This window comes from Thiocapsa imhoffii, assembly GCF_016583985.1.
GTDB lineage: Bacteria > Pseudomonadota > Gammaproteobacteria > Chromatiales > Chromatiaceae > Thiocapsa > Thiocapsa imhoffii.
Map to the genome: position 1 here is coordinate 207,438 of NZ_NRSD01000003.1, position 18,255 is coordinate 225,692.

Consider the following 18,255-nt stretch of genomic DNA (forward strand, 5'->3'; position numbering starts at 1 on the left):
CGCGACGCAACGGCGCCGCTATCCGAGCGCACGCAAGAGTGGCGCACCGGTGGCCGTCGCGATCACGGTCGGGTCACCTTGGGCAACCGTGCGTCCCTGATCCAGAACCAACACCTGCTCGACCCAATCCAGTCCCGCCGGACGATGCGTGATCAACAGCACCGTGCGTCCGACCATGAGACGATCCAAGGCCTGCATGAGACCGCGCTCGGTCTCGACATCAAGTCCTTCGGTGGGCTCATCGAGCAAGAGAATGGGGGCATCCTTAAGCAATGCGCGCGCGACGGCAATCCGGCGTGCCTGTCCACCGGAGAGTCGAACGCCGGTCTCGCCCACCCAGGTGTCGTAGCCCTCGGGCAGCGCGCTGATGAAATCATGGATCTGAGCGATGCGACAGGCCTCCTCGACCGTCTCGGAAGGAGCCCCAGGGGCTGCGATCAACAGGTTCTCACGAATAGTGGTATCAAAGAGGTGCGTCTGTTGACTCACCACGGCGATGTGGCGGCGCAGATCCTCACCGGCGATGGTCGTGATCGGATGCCCACCGATTCGAATCTCGCCATGATCCGGCTCCCAGAAGCGCAACAGCAGATTGAAGAGCGTGCTCTTACCGGATCCGGTCGCGCCAATCACCGCGGCACGGCCGCCGGCAGGAACCTCAAGATCGAGGTCGATTAGGGCGGGTGAACCGCCCCCGGGATAACTGAATCCGACACCGCGCAGTTGGATATCGAACCGCTCGAGTTGCGGCGAGGGGCCGGGTGGATCCTGCACGGCAGGCTGCAGGTCGACGATGGCAAAGAGTCGCTGGGCGGAAGCCAGGGTCCGTCCCAGCAATTGGAAGGCGTGGGGCAAGGGCGCGACCGCCTCGAAGCTCGCCAGGGTGAAGAGCGCCAGCATCGCCAACTGAGGCGACATCAGGGTGCCGTCCTGCACCAATGGGATGCCGAGCCACAAGAGCATCCAGAGACTCAGATTGGCGCTCAGCCCAACCGCCGCCTGAGTCAGTCCATGGTCACTGCTCAAGCGCTCCTGATCGGCGATCAGCCGCCGACCCAGCGCATCGACGCGCTGGGCTTGTCGCGCGTCGGCACCATAGAGGGTCAGTTCCGCCATCCCCTGCACGCCGTCGATCACGGCGGCACGCAACGCCGCTTCGTCCTCGGCGAGCCGCCGACCGGGTGCCCGACCCCGCCATTGCGACCAAAGCGGCAACAGGCCCCCGGCGAGCAGGAGAAAGAACAATCCACTCAGCGCCAGGGTGGGATGGTGCCATAAGAGAAAGAGGCCGAAGATCACCGCACTGATGATCGCCACCGCAACCGGGACGATCACACGCACATAGAGGTTATCGAGCGCATCGATGTCGGAACGGATGCGACTGAGCAGATCACCGCTATGGAACTGTTGCAACCGCGCCGGGGCAAGCGGCTCGAGATGGCGATAGAACCAGACGCGCAGTTCCGCGATCAGCCGGAAGGTCGCCTCGTGGTTGACCAGTCGCTCGCTGTAGCGCCCCGCCGTGCGAGCAATCGCGCTCAAGCGGATTAGGGCCGCGGGCGCGAAATAGTTGATCGCGATCCCCGCCGCTCCGGCGACCGCCATGGCGGTGATGAACCAGCCGGCCAGGGCCATCAGGGCGACATTCGCCAGCAGGGTGATCAGGGCGATGAGGGTGCCGGCCAACATCCAGTTCCGATAGGGTTCGAACAGGATCCAAAGGCGCCATAGGATGCTCATCGGCTGGTCTCCAAGGATGCGGAGGCAGGCGGCAGATCCGCTCCGGTTAGCACCCGCCCACCCGGATCCAGGCCCGCATCCACGGCCACCATACGCGAATAGATGCCCCCGGTTGCGGACAGGGTCTCGTGGGTTCCAGACTCCCGGATACGCCCCGCCTCAATGACCAGGATCCGATCGGCACGGCGCACGGTGACAAGCCGGTGCGCGATGACCAGCAAGGTACGGCCTTGTGCCAGGTCATCGATCCCCTGTTGGACGAGCCGTTCACTTTCGGGATCGAGATTGGCGGTCGCCTCATCGAAGATCACCAGGGGCGCATCGCGCAGGAAGGCACGCGCCAGGGCGATGCGCTGAATCTGTCCACCGGACAAGCCCACGCCGCGTTCGCCAACCAGGGTCTCATAGCCCGCCGGCAGGGCCTCGATGAACTCCGCGGCATGCGCCCGTGCCGCCGCGTTCCGCACCGCGGCGAGGTCCGCGGCGGGATGACCGAGCCGGATGTTCTCCGCAATCGTGCCTTGAAAAAGACGCGGCTGCTGCGGAACCCAGGCGAGTTCACGACGCCAGGCATCCAGATCGAGATCCGCCAGCGCCTGATCGCCGATCAGGATGCGCCCCTGGGTGGGCGCAAGAAAGCCCAGCAGTAGATTGATGACCGTGCTTTTCCCGGCGCCGCTGCTGCCCACCAAGGCAACGCGCTGCCCCGCCGGAATCTCGAAGGTCAATCCGCAAAGCGCATCGCGCCCTTCCTCATAGCGGTAGTGGACCGCTTCGAAGCGCACCGCAAAGGGACGGGCCACCCGCAACACATCGCGGCCGGCGACCCGCTGTTGCGGCGTTGCCTCCAACACCCGCATCATCTGCTCCGCTGCCGCCGCGGCGGCCATGCGCGCGTGATATTGCGTGCCCATGTTGCGTAAGGGCGAATAGAACTCCGGGGCCAACATCAGAATGAACAGCCCCTGTAGATAGGTGATCTCGGGCAACCCGTGCAGCCAGTCCGGCAGTGGCATCACCAGACCGTAGAGACGAAACCCGATGAACACGGCGATGATGGCGATGCCGATCGCGGCAAAAAACTCCAACACCGCCGACGACAGGAACGCCACGCGCAACACCTGCATCGTACTGAGTCGATAGTCCCGCGAGACACGTGCGACCACATCCGCTTCCCGCCGACTCGCCCCGAACAGCTTCAGCGTCGTGATCCCTTGGATCACATCGAGGAAATGGGCACTCATGCGCGCGAGCTGCTTCCACTGTCGCTGGTTCTTGCTCTGCGCGCTCGAGCCAATGATGATCATGAATAGCGGGATTAGCGGCGCCGTGACGAGCATCACCGCCCCCGCGACCCAATCGGCGGGAAAAACCACCAGCAGAATGGCGAGCGGCAGGATCATGGTCAGGGTCATGGCCGGCAGAAAGCGTGCGTAATAACCCTCGAGGTCGTCGATGCCCTTCGTCAGCGTCTCGACCAGGGCACCACTGCGTTCATTGGCGAGATAGGCGGGGCCCAGCCGCTGCAGTTGCCGATAGAGCTGATCGCGCAGTCCGCTGCGCACCTGTGCCGCGGCCGTAAAGGCCGCCCGTTCTCCCAGCCAGACGACGACCGCACGCAGCGCAAAGAGGACCAGCAGCAGCGCCATCAGCAGACCGAGATCCTCGAGACCCGCGCCTTCGAAGACCACCGCGTTCAGGATCAGCGCCAGGAACCACGCCTGCGCGATGGCCAACAGGCCATGCCCCACGCCGTACCCGATGGTCTGTTTCAGTGCATTCCCGGCAAGCGGGCGGTGGGACTTAAGCCAAAGGGTAACGGACATGCTGCGCTCTGCCTGAAGGTCGGTCTGAGACCCGTAAAGGGTGAGGATAAGGAAGCAGGCGCAGTCCGATCAATGCGAAAAACGGACAAAATGAGCGGGATTCATCCGCGGCACCCGTGGCCTGTCAATCAGCCCCGGGTCCCGCGGTGATGCGGATGCGCGCGCGGTTCACTGGACGGGCCGCGCGGTGAGTGCGAAACCAACCTGCTTTAGGTCAAATCCGCCACGGTTTGTTGCGGCACGCGTTGGATCTTGCTGGTGTCGTAACCGAGCGCGCCGATGAAGGCAATGATCTGCTCGTAGGTGTCCGCCGGGATCTCGGGCTCGCGCGCCATGATCCAGACGTAATCCCGTTTCGCCCGCGCGATCACGGTGATGCTGTAATCGGGATCAAGCCAGACGATCCGGAAATCGGCCTTGAAGGGCCAGATGAACTGCATCCACCAGAGGGCATTGGACTCATCACGGATGAAGCCGGTCGGGTTGTGAGTCTTCAGGGGGCCGTCGAAGCCATCTTTGTTGAAGGTGAAGGTGGTTGCGATGGTGCCGTCAGGATTCAAGGCGTAGGACTCGACCGCATTGTAAGCACCCTTCTCCACAAAGGTGGGAATATTGGCGATCACGAACCAATCACCCATGAAGCGTTCGAGATCCACTTGCTTGACGGTTTCCATGGGCGCGCCTCCTTCCTCGGTACAGCCGCTCGCAAACGCGAGCAAGATCACGATTAAGATTGGACTCAGTAGTGGTTTCATCGTCGTGCGATCCGTTCATAGCGAAGAATTCGACCCCGTCCGACGTCGCTCTCAAGGGCCAGCCAACCGTCCATCTCGGAGTACCACAGATCCAGGTTTAGTTCATCGGTTTGCAAGGTGTAGCGGGCTGCAGGAACCTCCGCATCACCAAAGCGCACGGTTTCCATGCCATGCGACGTCACCTGCACGGGGATGAACTCACCCGTTTGTGGATTGAGCAGCTGATCCTGCTTCAGAAAATTCGGGTCCCAGTAAGCGAAGGTCATGATACAACCCGTCAATTCGCGCGGGGCGTCGTTGACGAGGAGACGTAGTGCGTCGCCATTGCGTTCGCCCACCACTCGGTAATCTTGACCATTGTCGTCGGTGACCGCCTCGATCGCCCGCAGGCACCCATCTTGCCATATCTCCTGGCTCTCATGACGGTAGCGGTAGGCGTTGAAGATCCAAAAATTGATGTCGAAACTGGCGTGGCTCGACACCCGCGCGCCCGTGTCCGAGGTATTGATCTCGAAGCGATGCTCACCGATCGCGTTGCGATCGAGATACACCGCGAACTGGAGGCTCATCGGCTCCGTCACCGCCGAGTGCGCGGGAGCGGTGAGCACGATCGAGGCGAGTAGCGTCAACATCACCCGGCGCGTGCAGATCATCCAGGTCGCGACCCGTCCCCCGCGAACCGGGTCTGGCCGGACCGGATTTCCTTCAGTCATCATGACGAGTGCTCCCTGTGCGAAGGATTCGTGGCCCTTGGCGGGCCGGGAAAAAAGGCGTTTGTCCGGGCAATGTAGTCACGATACGCGGGGCGGCGCTCCCCGATGTCCTTCTCCAGGAGGGCAACTCCGGAGACGCGCAACAGCAAGAAGGTCATCAAGAGTGGTGAGAGAATCGTCCACCAGCCCCCCGCGGCCAGAGCAAACAAATAGTAGGCCCACCAGATGCACGCCTCACCGAAATAGTTTGGATGGCGTGTATAACGCCACAAGCCGCGATCCATCACCCGGCCGGCATTCTCGGGACGCGCCTTGAAATCGGCCAACTGTTGATCACCGACGGCCTCGAAGAAGAGGCCGACGAGCCACAGCGCCACGGCAAGATAATCGATCCAACCGAGCGGGCTGGTGCCGAGCGTCACCGCCAGCAATGGGAGTGCGATGATCCATGCCAGGATCGCCTGCAAACCGAACACCAGATAGAGACTTTTCCACCGAAAGCCAGGCTCGTTCTCCGCCCGAATCGCCTGATAGCGACGGTCCTCGCCATGACCCCAATTGCGTCTGGTGATAAAGACACTGAGGCGTGCTGCCCAGATCGCAACCAGGAAGAACACCAGATAGGCGCGCTCCGAGACCTCGGCCATACCCAACAGGAAGACCGTGGCGATCAATAGAAAGAAGAGCGACCAGAGTGAGTCGACCAGGCTGACGTCGTTCATCTTAAGACTCAGCAGCCAGCCGCCCAGCCCCAAGCCGAGCGCCGCCACAAGACCGGAGAGATAGAGGTTCAGATCAAACACCTGTGTGACTCCCACGTAGAGATTGCGAATCAGAGGGCATTGCGGCGGCGCGCATCGTACCGTCGAATCGTTGCGCAAACCAGAGACTCACTGGCATGAGGAATGACCAACCACCGGCCAGCACCACCATGGCAACGAAGAGGTCTGGAAAATACACGCCACCCAGTCGGTAACCCGCGTAATAGGCGAGTGGTCCCGCGAGGCCACCCAGGACGACGGCGAGCCCCCAGCGCCCCTTGAGCCAGGCCAACGAGACATTCAAGGTCGTCGCGAAACCGACCCACATGGCGATGATCCAGACCGGTGCGAGCCAGGCTACAAAGAGTCCGGATGGGTAGTCCAGGAATCCAAACCGAACCAACATGCCATCCCAGACCGCACCCATGACACCCATGATGAGCAGCAACCGCAGTTCCCGCCCGGGTGCCACACACTGTTTCAGATGATAGGCCACGACCAGCGCCACCACGACCACACCCAACCAGGGTTGTTGATGCGCGCCGCCCAGCACGCAGGCCAACCAACCGATCTGAAAGGCGACTAGATTCAAAATGATCCGCGGGATCGGATGGGGTAGGTCAGCGCTCATGAGTACAGGAAAACCATCGGACGGTCGCCGCATCGGCGATCAGTGAGTCATGGGGTCGGTGATTGGATGATGACCCCGGGGTTTCATCCGCCATCGTCGACGATGATGGATGTAGAGGTCATAGTGATGCTGATTTGAGCAGAGACAAGTCACCCGGCAGGATTCGCGGGCGCGACTCGCCTCAGAGAGCAGCACGCAAGACGCTGGACACAGACACTGGACACAGACACTGGACACAGACACTGGGCGAGGCAGGCTGTCGTTGGGATATGATGTGCGCCTGATCCCAACCAAACCCTGTTCCCTGCCTGTTCCTGATAAGGAGAAGATCGATGTCATTGCGCCCCTTGAAACGTCTCGCCCTGTCCGCCCTTGCTGCCGTCATCCTGGTCGGGTGTGCCGCGGATGGCTCGGGGCTCACTGAAACTGGAGCCGGCGCCGCCATCGGCACGGCGACCGGTGCCGCGGCAGGCGCCATCATTGGATCCATGAGTGCCAATGCCGGTCGGGGGGCACTGATCGGAGCGGTCGGTGGAGCACTCGCGGGCACCGCGGTAGGGGCCTACATGGAGAATCAGCGGCGTGATTTCGAGCGTGCGCTCGCTGATGAGATCGCCGCCGGCATGATCAGCATCCAGCAGTTGCCGAACGATCAACTCCTCGTGCGCATGACGGGGGCCACGGCGTTCGAAATCGACTCCGATCGCATCCAGCCGGGGTTCTTCAGCACCATGGATAAAATCGCCGCGATCGTCAACCGCTATGGCAAGACCGAGCTGATCGTCTCGGGCCACACCGACAACACCGGCTCGGCCGCGCATAATCAGGGTCTCTCGGAGCGCCGCGCATCCGCTGTTCAACGCTATCTGGAGGCCGATGGGGTCCTCCCGCAGCGTATCGTCGCATTCGGATTTGGCATGAACCAGCCGATTGCCTCGAATGCAACCGAGGCGGGCCGTCGTCTCAACCGTCGTGTCGACATCACGATCGTCCCCATCACCGCGTGACGGGGGCGACCAGATCCACATCTGGAGCGACTCCGAACAGCCCTTTCACAGGGCATTGACGACCGGCCTCCTTGACGCCGTTCGACCACAGACGCACCGTGGTCGAACGGCGTCAAGGTCTTGGCCGGATCGCCCCCATCCGTCCCTGCTGGCGCCTCAACCGGGACGGTGATCCGTGGCTCATGCCGCAGCCGAAAGTGACTCGTGCGCGAGACAATTCTTCGGACAGACCCGTGAACACGCCTGACAACCGATGCAGTCTAGGGCGTCTTTCAGATTCATGACCATCCCGGGCGCCTCGTCGAAATCATCGTCGCCGTCATCATCGAGCTCTTCGAGTGCAAGGTCATCACGGTCGACCAATTCGAAGACATCCCGCGGACAGACCTTGTAACAGCGACCGCAGCCGATGCAATGGGACTGGTTGATCGAGACCACGAACGCCGGCGTCCATTCGACGCCGCCACGTGTGATACCTGTGATGGGTTGCATGCGTCTACCCTCCATCTCGGCGCTCTGCGAGCGCCTGTGCGTGTGTGTGTCATGTCTTGAGCGATCAAGACGACCGAAGCGATTCGGCACGATTGCCCAGGGGCATCCGCCCCCTATTGCGGAGATTGCGTTCACCAACGACCGCGTGAACTCCGTCGAAACTCAAGCAAAGGGGTGATCGAGCGCGCTAAAGGCTTTGCGTTGGGCCCCCGACATCCGCTTGCGCGGCCGTGAGTCGCGCGGTTGCCTCGGCCCAGGCTTGGCACGCCTCATAGGTCGCCTGTGCGATCGCCGGAATCTCCTCATAGCCTGCTGGCAGACGGTCTTCGACGAGGTCGTGCAGGACACCCGCTTGCTCGGTCGCGATCCGCTTCGCCTTGCGGACCGCCTTCTCCAGCTCCTTGATCTCAGTTTCCGTCATGGCCTCGCCTCACCTATTCGTTCAAGGGCGGACATGGCGCGCCCGTCCCATAGGACGGGCGCGCTCCGGGGCACCACGGTCATGGTTGACCGGATCCCAGTCCGGGCCGCCGGTCAACACACGCTCCCCTGCCCTACCGAGCCCGCTTCGGCGTTCAACCGCAAGACTCACAGACCTGCGACATCGGAATACTCACCGATCAGTTCGAGCGCAACCGAGAGGATCTTGTCGGCCTCATCCTTCATCTTCGAGAGACTCGGAAAGCCAAAGCGATGAACATCGCGCAGTGACCGATCCAACACGACCAACTTGCCCACGGTGATGATGACCCGTCCAAACCCTTCGTGCGTGAGATGCAGGAGCGGCACGGCCATCAGTCCACATTCGGACTCGATCATGACGGAGATCGCGTTGTAGAAGGCCCGCATCCGTGCAACCAGGACCTCATCCGGATCACCAACCAACGGGATCGCCTGGCGCTTTTCCTTCGTCAGGATGAAGGGCTCCAAGAGCTCGGCAGTGGAGAGCCGATCGAACTCCCCATAGGGATCGATCGCGCGCATCTGTCGATCCATTTCGGTCACGAATTGCGTCTGCATCAGATCCGCGTCAGTCGCGGTCGAGACAGCAGTCTCGGTCATGTTGATTTCCTCTCACAGGTTGATGTCCCCATCGGTGATATCCGACGCACCAGCAGGGGACGATAGTATTCGCGCGCGAGCCGACCACCGGTGATCCAAGCCGCGAACCCGATTCCCAGACCCAAGCCGACCAGCCCAGCGCCGGCGGTGCCACCCTCACCCGCGCCGAGAACAGTCGCCAACGCGGCACCGCCGATCAGCATGAGCAGCGGCAGCAGATAGGCCACCGTCGAGGCCATCACGAGGACGCGATCCGGAATCCCGATGATGATCCGCTCTCCCACCGTCAGCTCGCTTCCGCCAGTGATGCGAAACCGTTCGCGCTGACGTCCGAAGAGCTGACCGAGTACCGCGGTTCCACAGGCACCGGCGCTCGCGCACTGCCCACAGGCGGTTTGCCGTTCACTCTCGACCCAAACCCCACGCGCGCCGCTCTCGACCACGGTTGCCGTCGCCTCGATCATTCGCTCCAGCCCTCCGCCTCCATCAGATCGAAGCGGCGATCGCACCCCGGGGTCCGATTGGCGATCGCCCGGGCGAGCCAGCCAGTGGGTCCATCCTGCAACTCGCCGCGCAAGTCACGGATGATCCGGCTGACCGAACTGCCGGGGGCCACCTTGATCGGCTGAATGCCCTGGGCACGCAGTTGGCTGACGGCCGAGGCGCCCACGGCCTCGCAATACACGAGGTCGCAACCGGCGAGGGCGGCGATCTTCGCGGCGAGCTTATCCTCGTTGCCATCCATCTCGAGGCGAGCGAACTGGATCACCTCCAGGATCCGATGATCCTGGGCATCGATGTGATACACCACGAAGGCCTCGGCGGCGCCGAAATGCTGATCGATTCGCTTCATGTCCGAACTCGCGAAGGCGACCCTGATCTGCAACGGGTTCGCGCCGTTCGCGTCTTGATTCATGTTCATAATTCTCAGTCGTCGTTCCAGTCCCATCGCAACCTCCCATCAGGCCACTCGGTCGATCCCAGCGATTGGCATCGGTTGGCGTACCGGCGCGCTCGCGACTGCATGAACCCATGAACCCCGGATCGAACCCCAGGCCACCGTGCGGGTGCGCCATTCCAGTGCCGTGCCGGGAGCAGACCGGATGGGCCACCAGAGCACGCTCAATGCGTGCCAGCGCGCACCCCACGCAGTGGGTCACCCGACTCGTTCGCCCGCGGTTTCAGACGTGAGTGGTAGGGATGGATCTCACCCCGCTCCTCACCGAGCAACAGGTTGGCGAGATCGAACAGGGCGTCGCGCGTGCCCTGATAGCCGATCCAGGTCCGACGGAAGCCGCCGAGCCGGTCGTATTGGGGAAAGCCCGCGCGCAGAAAGGGCACGCCGAGACGTGCCGCCGTTTGCACCGCATGGGCATTGCCGATCAGAATTTCGGCATGGCGTGCACGCGCGATCGATTCGAGATCCTCCAGATCGCCAATCTTGATCTCGGGGGCCACCACCTGCCGCAACGCAGCGGCGTTGGCTGGTGCAACCGCCGCGACCAACTCGGCACCGTTGTCCGCCAGCACCCGACTCAATGCGAGTAGGAAATCCGGATCCGCGGCCACCGCGACCCGCGTCGAGCTCAACATGAAGTGACAATCGAGCATCGCATCTTGAAGCTGCGCGCGTTGGCGCTCGACCTTGGCCGGCACGGGACATCCCGCAAGCTCGGCGAGTGTCATCACCAACCGGTCGACCGCATCGAGACCCATCAGATGGGCGAAGCGGTAGGTCGGCACCTCGGTGCGGGTTGCGAGGATGTCCGCCGCGGCGTCGAGGGCTGGACCGAACACCAGTGTGGCTGCCGCGTCGCCAAGCGTCGCGAGATCGCTGACACGGGTCCCGCCAATGGTTAGGGGACTGTAATCGAGCTCAGGGAGATGGCCATCAAGCGAATCGGACAGATCCGGCACCACGACGGGGGTCAGCCCGAATGCCTCGATCAAATCCTTCAGATGTTCGATGTCACCCGGCGTCAGGTGCGCGCCTGGCAACACATTGATCTGTCGCGGCTGCCGTCCGGGGACGGTCCCCGCCTCGGCCCGCATGGGCACCAGCGTCTCGATGATCGCCGCGAGCGCCTGGGCATAGCCTGACTCCAGCGAACCAGTGAAATCCGGCGTGGCGACCGGGACCACCGCGGTGCGCGCATAGTCTGGATAGGTGCGGCGAAAGGTCCGGATCGCCATCGCAACATCCGACCCCTGCGTCTCGACCAGCGCGGTGGTGGGGACGCCGATCAAATCCGGGGCACTCTTCTCGCACAGGGTTCTTAAGCCCTCGACGACCTGTTCCTCGCTGCCCATGATGGCGCTGACTTGATCGATGGCCGTGGTCTGCAGCGGGATCGGCTCACGAAAGTGGCGCACGAAAAAGATCTTTCCGAACGCCGTGCATCCTTGCGAGCCATGCAACATCGGGATGCAGCGGGCGAAGCCGAGGAAAGCGAGCGCAGCCCCGACCGTTGAACTGGCCTTGAGCGGGCTAACCGAAAGCGCCTTGTTCCGTTTCAGGATCTCAGGCATGACGCACCCCCGTGGACGCGCCCTGGCTGAGCGTCTGGGTCACGGATGCCGCGGCGGGCTGGGGATCGCTGGACTCGACTCGTGCCCAGGGCGGAGGACGACGCACCGCCTCCCAGATCGGGCTTTCGAGGGTGAGGCAGAGTTGGCGCGCCAGTTCGAGCATACCCACATATCCGGCATAGCCGAACTCCCGTTCCTGATTGATATCGAGGAAGGGAATGCGCGCCTTGAGCGCGGTGTACATGTTGCGACCGCCGGCGATCAGGATATCGACCCCCTGTGCGCGAACCTGATCGATCAAACCACGCGGATTGCCATCCTCGATCATGACCGCATCAGCACCCATGAGATCACGAATCCGCGCCTTGTCGTCCTCGGTCGACTTCCGCGTTCCGGTTGCGACCACGGTCATCCCGAGGTCTTGCAAGGCCGAGACGATCGACCAGGACTTCACCCCACCCGTGTAGAGCAGCACCTTGCGCCCCTGCAAGCGGGTCCGATAGGGTTCGAGCGCGGCATGGGTCGCGGCCTCTTCACGCGCAATCAGCGCCTCGGTGCGCGCACTCAGATCGGGATCCGCGAGCATGCGGGCGAAATCGCGCAAGGCCTGCGACACGTCCGCGACCCCATAGAAACTCCCTTCGAACCAGGGGATCCCGTAGTTCTCCTGGAGTTGGCGCGCGACATTGATCATCGCCTTCGAGCAGACCATCATGTTGACCTGTGCGCGATGCATGGTTTGCACCTCGCGAAAACGTGCATCGCCCGACAGACTGCAGAGCACCCGCAGGCCCAATTCATCAAGCAAGGGCAGGACATTCCAGAGTTCGCCGGCGATGTTGTACTCGGCGATCAGATTGATGTCGTGGACCTTGAACCCGGGACGTTCGATTCCGGGTGGCAGCGGATCAGGCTCGCGTGTTCCACAGACCTGCTTCACCATGGTCTCGCCCGCGATGCGGTTGCCGAGATTCTTGGTGCCATAGAAACCGGCGGCGTCCACCGACACCACCGGGGTTCCCCAACGCCGCTGCGCCTCGCGACAGACCGCGCCGACGTCATCGCCCGTCAGGGCCGGAACACAGGTGTTGTAGACGAACACGGCCGCCGGATCATAGGTCTCGATGGCCTGTTTGATACCAAGAAAGAGCCGTTTCTCACCACGGCCCATGATGATGTCCTGCTCCGTTAGATCGGTGGTCATGCCGATCTTGTAGAGACTCGGGCCGCTCGAGCGCGCCCCACGGTTGTCCCAGGAATTACCGGCACAGGCAATGGATCCGTGGACGATGTGCGCGACATCCGCGATCGGCAGGAGCGCGATCTGTGCCCCATCGAACGAGCACCCGCCCGCCGTCGCCCCCGGCTTGAGTTTCGCGCAGCCTGACTTCGTCTTGCTGTTGTGCGCGCAGGCCGGTTCATCAAGCAGCGCGGCGATCTCTGTCTGTTTCATTGAAGATCCCGAAGGCAGTCATGTCGCAGTGCCTGAAAGCACCACCCGTGCCAATCACCATCATCTGGTCTGGTCACCCATCAGGAACGGATACCCGGTCATTGGCAGGCACCCGGAATGTCGGATTTCCAACAAATGTCATGTCGGGAAACACCGCAGATCCGTCAGGCAAACGCGGCGTCAGGGGGGCTGGGGAGACTGGCCGCGCTGGATGGGTTCTCAGGAGGTCAGCAAAGCGATGAGGCCCGTTGGTCGTGGCACCGGACGCGCGTTCTCGGATCCGCTCGACGCTGTCCCCGCCAAACGCCTGCGCGTGCGGTCGAGGTGAATCTTCCCCGAGCGGGCTCAGCTGATCACTTCAAGGTCAAGACCAACACGCCAAACAGCATGATCACGGCGCCGGCCGACTTCACCAACGGATGCGTCTCCTTGAAGAACCAACGGCCCAAGGCGACCGAAAAGAGCCCAGCGGTTCGTTTCACCGCCATGGCATAGGAGGCGAGGGTCAGACTCAACGCGATTTGATCGGCGATCCGCATCGCCGCAAAGAGTGCCCCCAGGATCAAGAGCGGGCGCGCGTGACGGCGCATGACCGCGAACTTGATCTGGCGGTAGAAGGAGCGATCACGAACACTGAAGATCACAAAAAGGATCAAGGGGTTGACGATCGCAACCACCACCGCGAAGGACAGTGGATCGCTCAGTTGGATGCCAATCCGCCCGATGACACTGGCTGCGGCAAAGCAGCCTCCAGCTAGGAGTGTCAGGACGCTGCCAGGGTCGGTCATGATGCGCCGGAAGGGCAGATACCAGCGCACCTCATGATCGCCGAGGCTCAACACGTAACCACCGACCACGAGCAACAGCACCCCGAGGAGGCCAATCGAGGCGGGCAGCGCGCCGGCGACCAGCCACTCGATGAGAATCGCAAAGCCTGGCGTCAAGGTCATCAGGGGACCGACGAGCGAGACATCCGTCTTGTGCAGGGCCGCATTGAGAGCCCAACCGCCGAGGGCCGAGAACAACCCACCGCTCACCACGGCGAACAGATAGACCGGATCATGAAAGGGAAACCGATGATGCCAGATGATGAGCGGCAGCGTGATCAACAGGCTACTGAGATTGACATAGAAGGTCAGGAACTCGGTCGAGAAATCGAGACTGAGGTGCTTGGTGACAGCGAGACGCGAGGCATGAAAGAAGGCTGATGCCAGCGAAAAGAGGATCCAGACATGAGCGAATTGCGAAAAATCCATACCCTCATATCCAGCCGTTCGTCAGTCCGGCGAAACGCCGGAGTGGGCCAAAACAGACGCCCTCAATCCTTCCACGCTGTTCTCGAGCGAAGCGAGCAAAATCCCGTTGAAAGCGTGCGCGCCGCTGCCAGTCGTGCGCGGAGATCCGACGCTCACCCCGGATGACACGCACGCTAGGAATGCCGGCGAGCGTCAGAAGACCCGCGCCACCGATCCCAGAAAACAGTTTTGCCTGCAAGGTGAGATGCACCTGAGGGGCCTCGACTAAGGGGATGTCCAGCCGATTTCGGACCGGTGCATGCAGATTCAAGACATAACAGGGCTGATTCAAGGTCATCAAGGAAACCTGCCGGCGCGCCCCGATCCGCGCGAGGCGCGCCGCACCAGCATCGGGTAGGTTTCGCAGCACGCGTGCCAATGCGACCAACCCAGCCCGCGCGGGCCTGGACAGCGGATAGTCAGCCAACGCCTGCTCCACCTCAGCGATGGGGCGCAGAGGATGGCGGTGCCAGGGCAATGGGACCTCGCGCCGACCGGTGAAGATCTCGAGCAGATCGGCCGCGAGCCGATCACAATGCTGGTGCAACCGGCGCACCAACGACTCGAACGCCGGATCCTCAAGGACCGCCCAGCCAGGCAGGGTGATGAGGCAGCCGAGTGGCCTGGTCCCTGCCAGCACCGCCTGGTGATCGGGCGGCTCAAGGCGGGCACCCGCGAGCTCGAGTGCAAAGCCTTGCAAGGAGTCGTGGATCACCTCCGCGCCGAGAAAGCTCAGGGGATCGAGCGCTTGTCTGCGTAACCAGCGATCGCTCATCTCACCGAGGGATTGCGCCGTATCCAATGCACTCAAAGCCGTTCCCGGCCAGTACAGCAGGTGCAGGTGGAATTGTTTCGCGGCCTGCACACTCGGGCGATCCTGGGTGTGAGGATCCGAATTAATCACCAGGTGCAGTTCACCGGCATCGAGTTCGAAGCGCCGCATGATGGCGGGCGTCGAGACGAAGCGCACGAAATCGCATCCGAGCCCCCAGAGCAGACGTCCCGTGGCGGGGTGGACCGACGTCGGGGTGGCCTTCGGTGGTTCCGAGATCTCCGAAACCATGAGATCGTAGAGACTGTGCGGAGAGACCTTATCGATCAGCGCGAGCCGATCGGTCTCACAGGCGATCTCAGCGATGGTGCGGCGCGCGAAACGTTGTCGTGGATCGCGGGCATGGGCCTCTCGCGGGTTCAGCGCATAAGCCAGCGGCGGAGCACCGGTGCGCAGTTGATTCCAGGCAACCGCGAGGTGTTCGAACCCAGGGGGGGCGAGCGCGGCAAAGGGGTCAGACCGCATGGACCCGCGCCATCCTCGGGCACTCACAGAGTGCGGCCCCACCCGCGCGCATCACGCATCCCCCCCGCTGGGCGGGCGAGGCAGCGCCCGCAGATCACGCACCACCTCGGCGACGAGCAAGGCCGCCAGCCGATTGAAGGCCGCGGCCATGTCATCGGGCGTGGTCCCCGCGACGGCAACCTCGCGATGGTAACGACGATCCCACAGCACCCTGCGGTCAGCGGCCCGCACCAAGGCAAGATTCAGGGTTCCGATCACCCGCCCCCCCTCCGCCGGTACGGCTTCATCGGCCTCCAGTCCGGCTCCGGGCGGCAGATGCTCAAACCGCTCGATCTCGCCACCGAGCAGATAATCCGCGCGTCCTCGATCCGCCGCCGTCAGGGTAAAGTCGAACACGCCCCCCGCTCGGCTGGCACGCACCAGATTGCGAGAAAGCGCGCGCGGCAGGGGATCGGCCCAGAGCAGGCGCTCGTAGCGCTGCACCTGGAGCGGCTCCGATGGGGTACGAAAGACGATCTGCCGACCGCCAAGAAAACCCCGCGCCGCAAAATCCGACACCTCCAGGGCCGCCGGCAGGGGCGGACCGATTGGCGTCTCCAGCGGCTCGGGGTCCAACGCATAGAAGACATCCACACGCAGCGGTGCGGGCGTGCCACATCCCGAGGCCAAGATCACGTGGAGCAGGAGCACCGCCATGAGTGCCATCACCCAGACGCCGCCACCCGGATGACGCCCGGCCCATCTTGCTCGGATGGTGACGCGCGTGCCCGAACGCCACCCGGTTCCGGGACTCCCGCCGCTCAACGAAACCAAGGCGCCTGCTCCTCTTGCTCGCGGCGCTTGAACAGCAACCTGGGATCGCTGCGCAGCTCGCGCGCGAGCGTGGAGAGATCGCGGGTGGCATCCTCGATATTGGTCAGGATGGGAATCAGGGCCGCGGCGATGGACTGCATCAAAAACTGGGTCTCCTGGAGCGAACTCTGCAATGCCGGGCGGTTCTCATTGATGACACCGCGGATGTCGACGGCCAATTCACCATAATCGGTCACCGCTCGGCGCACGTCATCAGTGCTGCCGGCCAGCTCGCTGGTGATCTCGGCTAGGCTTGCTGACATCATCTGGACCGACGTGAGGATCTCGCCGATGGCCTCGGCATCGACCGCTTTCACCAGATTTTCCGACAGTTGTCGGAGATTCTCGAAGGCACCCGCGAGACGGTCGCGATTCTCGTCCTGATCCGTGCCACTGCCGATCAGGGTCTCGATCGTCTTCACCTGATCGCGGATGCTCGCAAGCGTGGGGGCGATCATCTCCTCCACGACGGTGCGCACCGTCTCGATCAAGGCCGACAGTTGCGCGGTCAGGTCCGCATCGGCTGCGCGCACCTCGATGACGCCACCGTCGGCGAACAATGTCCGCTCACGGCCCGGATGGATCTCGATGGCGTCACCCTGCAATAGGCCCAGGCTGATCAACTGCGCTTGACTCTCCAGCGGGATCGGCCAGTGATCGCGGATGCGCAGGGTCGCGCGAAAACAGGGGAGACTCGGCGAACGATCGGCACCTGAGCCAACCAGCCCCAGACAGGACTCCTGATGCGCCGGATCACCCGGAAAGACCGGCTCGACCCGCTCGACCAAGCCGATCACGAACCCCTCTTGCACCACTTGGATCCCCGCGTCGAGACCCTCGGCACGGGGAAAATAGGCGTGCAGCCGATAGGTCTGACCAAAGAGTCCAGGCAGCACGAGCATGAAGGCGATCACCACGACCGCGGCCATCGCGCTGACGAACAGACCCGCGAGCAAGAGATCGCGCTGATCGGCGTGCGCACGCCGTCGCCCGGGGGCACCGATCTCGGGCGGGGAATAGAGCCGGTCGAGGCGACCATCCCCGGGGCGGCGCGGCGCGTTCAGGGATGCCCCCGCAGCGCAACGCGCAGGTCCAAACGGCTCGCACACGCGGACTCGAGTGCCGGTGCGGTGCCATCGAACAGAATCTGTCCCCGCTCCAGGACCACGACCCGCTCGGCCCCTCCCGCCAGGGCGTCGAGCCCATTGTCGGTCGCGATCAGGCTGAGGTTCTGATTCGTGCGCAGTTGACGCAGGACCGCCAGGGTTTCGCGCGCCACCCCGGGATCGAGCCCGTCGGAGAGACCATCCCAGATCAACAGGCGGGGACGATGGATGAGCGCGCGCGCCAGTTCCACGCGCCGCTGTTGTCCGAGTGACAAGGATCTTGGCAGGTGGTTCTCGAGCCCGTCGAGCCCCAGCAGGGTCATGACCAGTCGGGCCGCCCGCGCCATGTCATCGCGCGACATGGCGAGAGTGCGCAAGGGCAACAACAGATTCTCGAGCACAGTGTAATCGGCCAGCAGCGAACCGCGCTGCAACACGGCACCGAGCGCGCCACGCAGTCGCACCATCGCCGCCTCGCCCAGTTCATCCAGATCCTGACCCAACACCCGCACCCGGCCTGCCGAGGGTCGATCCAATCCCAGAATCAACCGCGTCAAGAGGCTCTTCCCGGCCCCGTTCGGACCACAGATCAGCAGCCAGCCGCCCTGCGGCAAGCTGATATCGATGTCCGCGAGTGCCAGTCGGCCGCCAACATGCTGATACACGCCCTCGAGGGCCAGGCTCTCACTCATGTCACACCTCGCGGGGTTCGTGCAAGGTCTCGGGAGTCTAGACC

Annotated in this window: 19 protein-coding genes; 1 reads left to right on the forward strand and 18 read right to left on the reverse strand. The window is 63.1% G+C overall.

Annotated features, from left to right (window positions below; translation table 11 throughout):
- Positions 1-18: 18 nt before the first annotated feature.
- The 6 genes from cydC to CKO25_RS04920 form a co-directional block, all read right to left on the reverse strand.
- Positions 19-1,740: a thiol reductant ABC exporter subunit CydC gene (gene cydC / locus CKO25_RS04895; RefSeq protein ID WP_200386807.1), complete on the reverse strand. Its 1,722-nt coding sequence runs from the start codon at positions 1,738-1,740 to the stop codon at positions 19-21.
- Positions 1,737-3,566 carry a thiol reductant ABC exporter subunit CydD gene (gene cydD / locus CKO25_RS04900; RefSeq protein WP_200386808.1) on the reverse strand — a complete coding sequence of 610 codons (1,830 nt, stop codon included), beginning with the start codon at positions 3,564-3,566 and terminating at the stop codon, positions 1,737-1,739. Before cydD ends, cydC begins: the two co-directional genes overlap by 4 nt.
- A gap of 209 nt (positions 3,567-3,775) precedes the next feature.
- Positions 3,776-4,321 (reverse strand): lipocalin family protein, encoded by a 546-nt coding sequence (locus CKO25_RS04905; protein ID WP_200386809.1) that lies wholly within the window; start codon positions 4,319-4,321, stop codon positions 3,776-3,778.
- Positions 4,318-5,037, reverse strand: a complete 720-nt coding sequence (locus tag CKO25_RS04910) for a DUF6134 family protein (protein ID WP_200386810.1) — start codon at positions 5,035-5,037, stop codon at positions 4,318-4,320. Before CKO25_RS04910 ends, CKO25_RS04905 begins: the two co-directional genes overlap by 4 nt.
- Positions 5,034-5,837, reverse strand: a complete 804-nt coding sequence (locus CKO25_RS04915; protein ID WP_200386811.1) for a DUF1295 domain-containing protein — start codon at positions 5,835-5,837, stop codon at positions 5,034-5,036. Before CKO25_RS04915 ends, CKO25_RS04910 begins: the two co-directional genes overlap by 4 nt.
- Positions 5,830-6,426, reverse strand: coding sequence for a DUF2878 domain-containing protein (locus CKO25_RS04920; RefSeq protein WP_200386812.1), 597 nt, complete (start codon positions 6,424-6,426; stop codon positions 5,830-5,832). The genes CKO25_RS04915 and CKO25_RS04920 overlap by 8 nt, the downstream gene beginning before the upstream one ends.
- Before the next feature lie 332 nt (positions 6,427-6,758).
- Between CKO25_RS04920 and CKO25_RS04925 the strand changes: the two genes are divergently transcribed.
- A complete protein-coding gene (locus tag CKO25_RS04925) occupies positions 6,759-7,433 on the forward strand; it encodes a YiaD family glycine zipper/OmpA-like lipoprotein (protein ID WP_200386813.1) in 675 nt (224 codons plus the stop codon).
- Positions 7,434-7,613: 180 nt separating this feature from the next.
- Here CKO25_RS04925 and fdxB read toward each other — a convergent pair whose 3' ends face one another.
- From fdxB to CKO25_RS04985, 12 genes are all read right to left on the reverse strand, one after another.
- On the reverse strand, positions 7,614-7,925 hold the full coding sequence (gene fdxB, locus CKO25_RS04930; protein WP_200386814.1) for a ferredoxin III, nif-specific: 312 nt from the start codon (positions 7,923-7,925) through the stop codon (positions 7,614-7,616).
- Positions 7,926-8,112: 187 nt separating this feature from the next.
- Entirely contained in the window at positions 8,113-8,346 is a 234-nt protein-coding gene (locus CKO25_RS04935; protein WP_200386815.1) for a CCE_0567 family metalloprotein, read from the reverse strand.
- 167 nt (positions 8,347-8,513) lie between these two features.
- Positions 8,514-8,987, reverse strand: a complete 474-nt coding sequence (locus CKO25_RS04940) for a NifX-associated nitrogen fixation protein (protein ID WP_200386816.1) — start codon at positions 8,985-8,987, stop codon at positions 8,514-8,516.
- Positions 8,984-9,451 (reverse strand): SoxR reducing system RseC family protein, encoded by a 468-nt coding sequence (locus tag CKO25_RS04945; protein ID WP_200386817.1) that lies wholly within the window; start codon positions 9,449-9,451, stop codon positions 8,984-8,986. The genes CKO25_RS04940 and CKO25_RS04945 overlap by 4 nt, the downstream gene beginning before the upstream one ends.
- Positions 9,448-9,903 carry a NifB/NifX family molybdenum-iron cluster-binding protein gene (locus CKO25_RS04950; protein ID WP_242467416.1) on the reverse strand — a complete coding sequence of 152 codons (456 nt, stop codon included), beginning with the start codon at positions 9,901-9,903 and terminating at the stop codon, positions 9,448-9,450. The genes CKO25_RS04945 and CKO25_RS04950 overlap by 4 nt, the downstream gene beginning before the upstream one ends.
- 206 nt (positions 9,904-10,109) lie before the next feature.
- Positions 10,110-11,516 carry a nitrogenase iron-molybdenum cofactor biosynthesis protein NifN gene (gene nifN / locus CKO25_RS04955; protein ID WP_200386819.1) on the reverse strand — a complete coding sequence of 469 codons (1,407 nt, stop codon included), beginning with the start codon at positions 11,514-11,516 and terminating at the stop codon, positions 10,110-10,112.
- Positions 11,509-12,969, reverse strand: coding sequence for a nitrogenase iron-molybdenum cofactor biosynthesis protein NifE (gene nifE, locus CKO25_RS04960; RefSeq protein ID WP_242467417.1), 1,461 nt, complete (start codon positions 12,967-12,969; stop codon positions 11,509-11,511). Before nifE ends, nifN begins: the two co-directional genes overlap by 8 nt.
- Positions 12,970-13,322: 353 nt before the next feature.
- Positions 13,323-14,225 carry a DMT family transporter gene (locus CKO25_RS04965; RefSeq protein ID WP_200386820.1) on the reverse strand — a complete coding sequence of 301 codons (903 nt, stop codon included), beginning with the start codon at positions 14,223-14,225 and terminating at the stop codon, positions 13,323-13,325.
- A 4-nt stretch (positions 14,226-14,229) separates the two neighbouring features.
- Positions 14,230-15,561, reverse strand: coding sequence for a hypothetical protein (locus CKO25_RS04970; protein ID WP_200386821.1), 1,332 nt, complete (start codon positions 15,559-15,561; stop codon positions 14,230-14,232).
- Positions 15,562-15,612: 51 nt separating this feature from the next.
- The gene (locus tag CKO25_RS04975; RefSeq protein ID WP_242467418.1) at positions 15,613-16,374 is read right to left on the reverse strand and encodes an ABC-type transport auxiliary lipoprotein family protein; all 762 of its coding nucleotides are present in this window, start codon (positions 16,372-16,374) and stop codon (positions 15,613-15,615) included.
- The gene (locus CKO25_RS04980) at positions 16,362-17,522 is read right to left on the reverse strand and encodes an MlaD family protein (protein ID WP_338115066.1); all 1,161 of its coding nucleotides are present in this window, start codon (positions 17,520-17,522) and stop codon (positions 16,362-16,364) included. Before CKO25_RS04980 ends, CKO25_RS04975 begins: the two co-directional genes overlap by 13 nt.
- Positions 17,474-18,211, reverse strand: coding sequence for an ATP-binding cassette domain-containing protein (locus tag CKO25_RS04985; protein ID WP_200386822.1), 738 nt, complete (start codon positions 18,209-18,211; stop codon positions 17,474-17,476). The genes CKO25_RS04980 and CKO25_RS04985 overlap by 49 nt, the downstream gene beginning before the upstream one ends.
- Positions 18,212-18,255 lie beyond the last annotated feature (44 nt).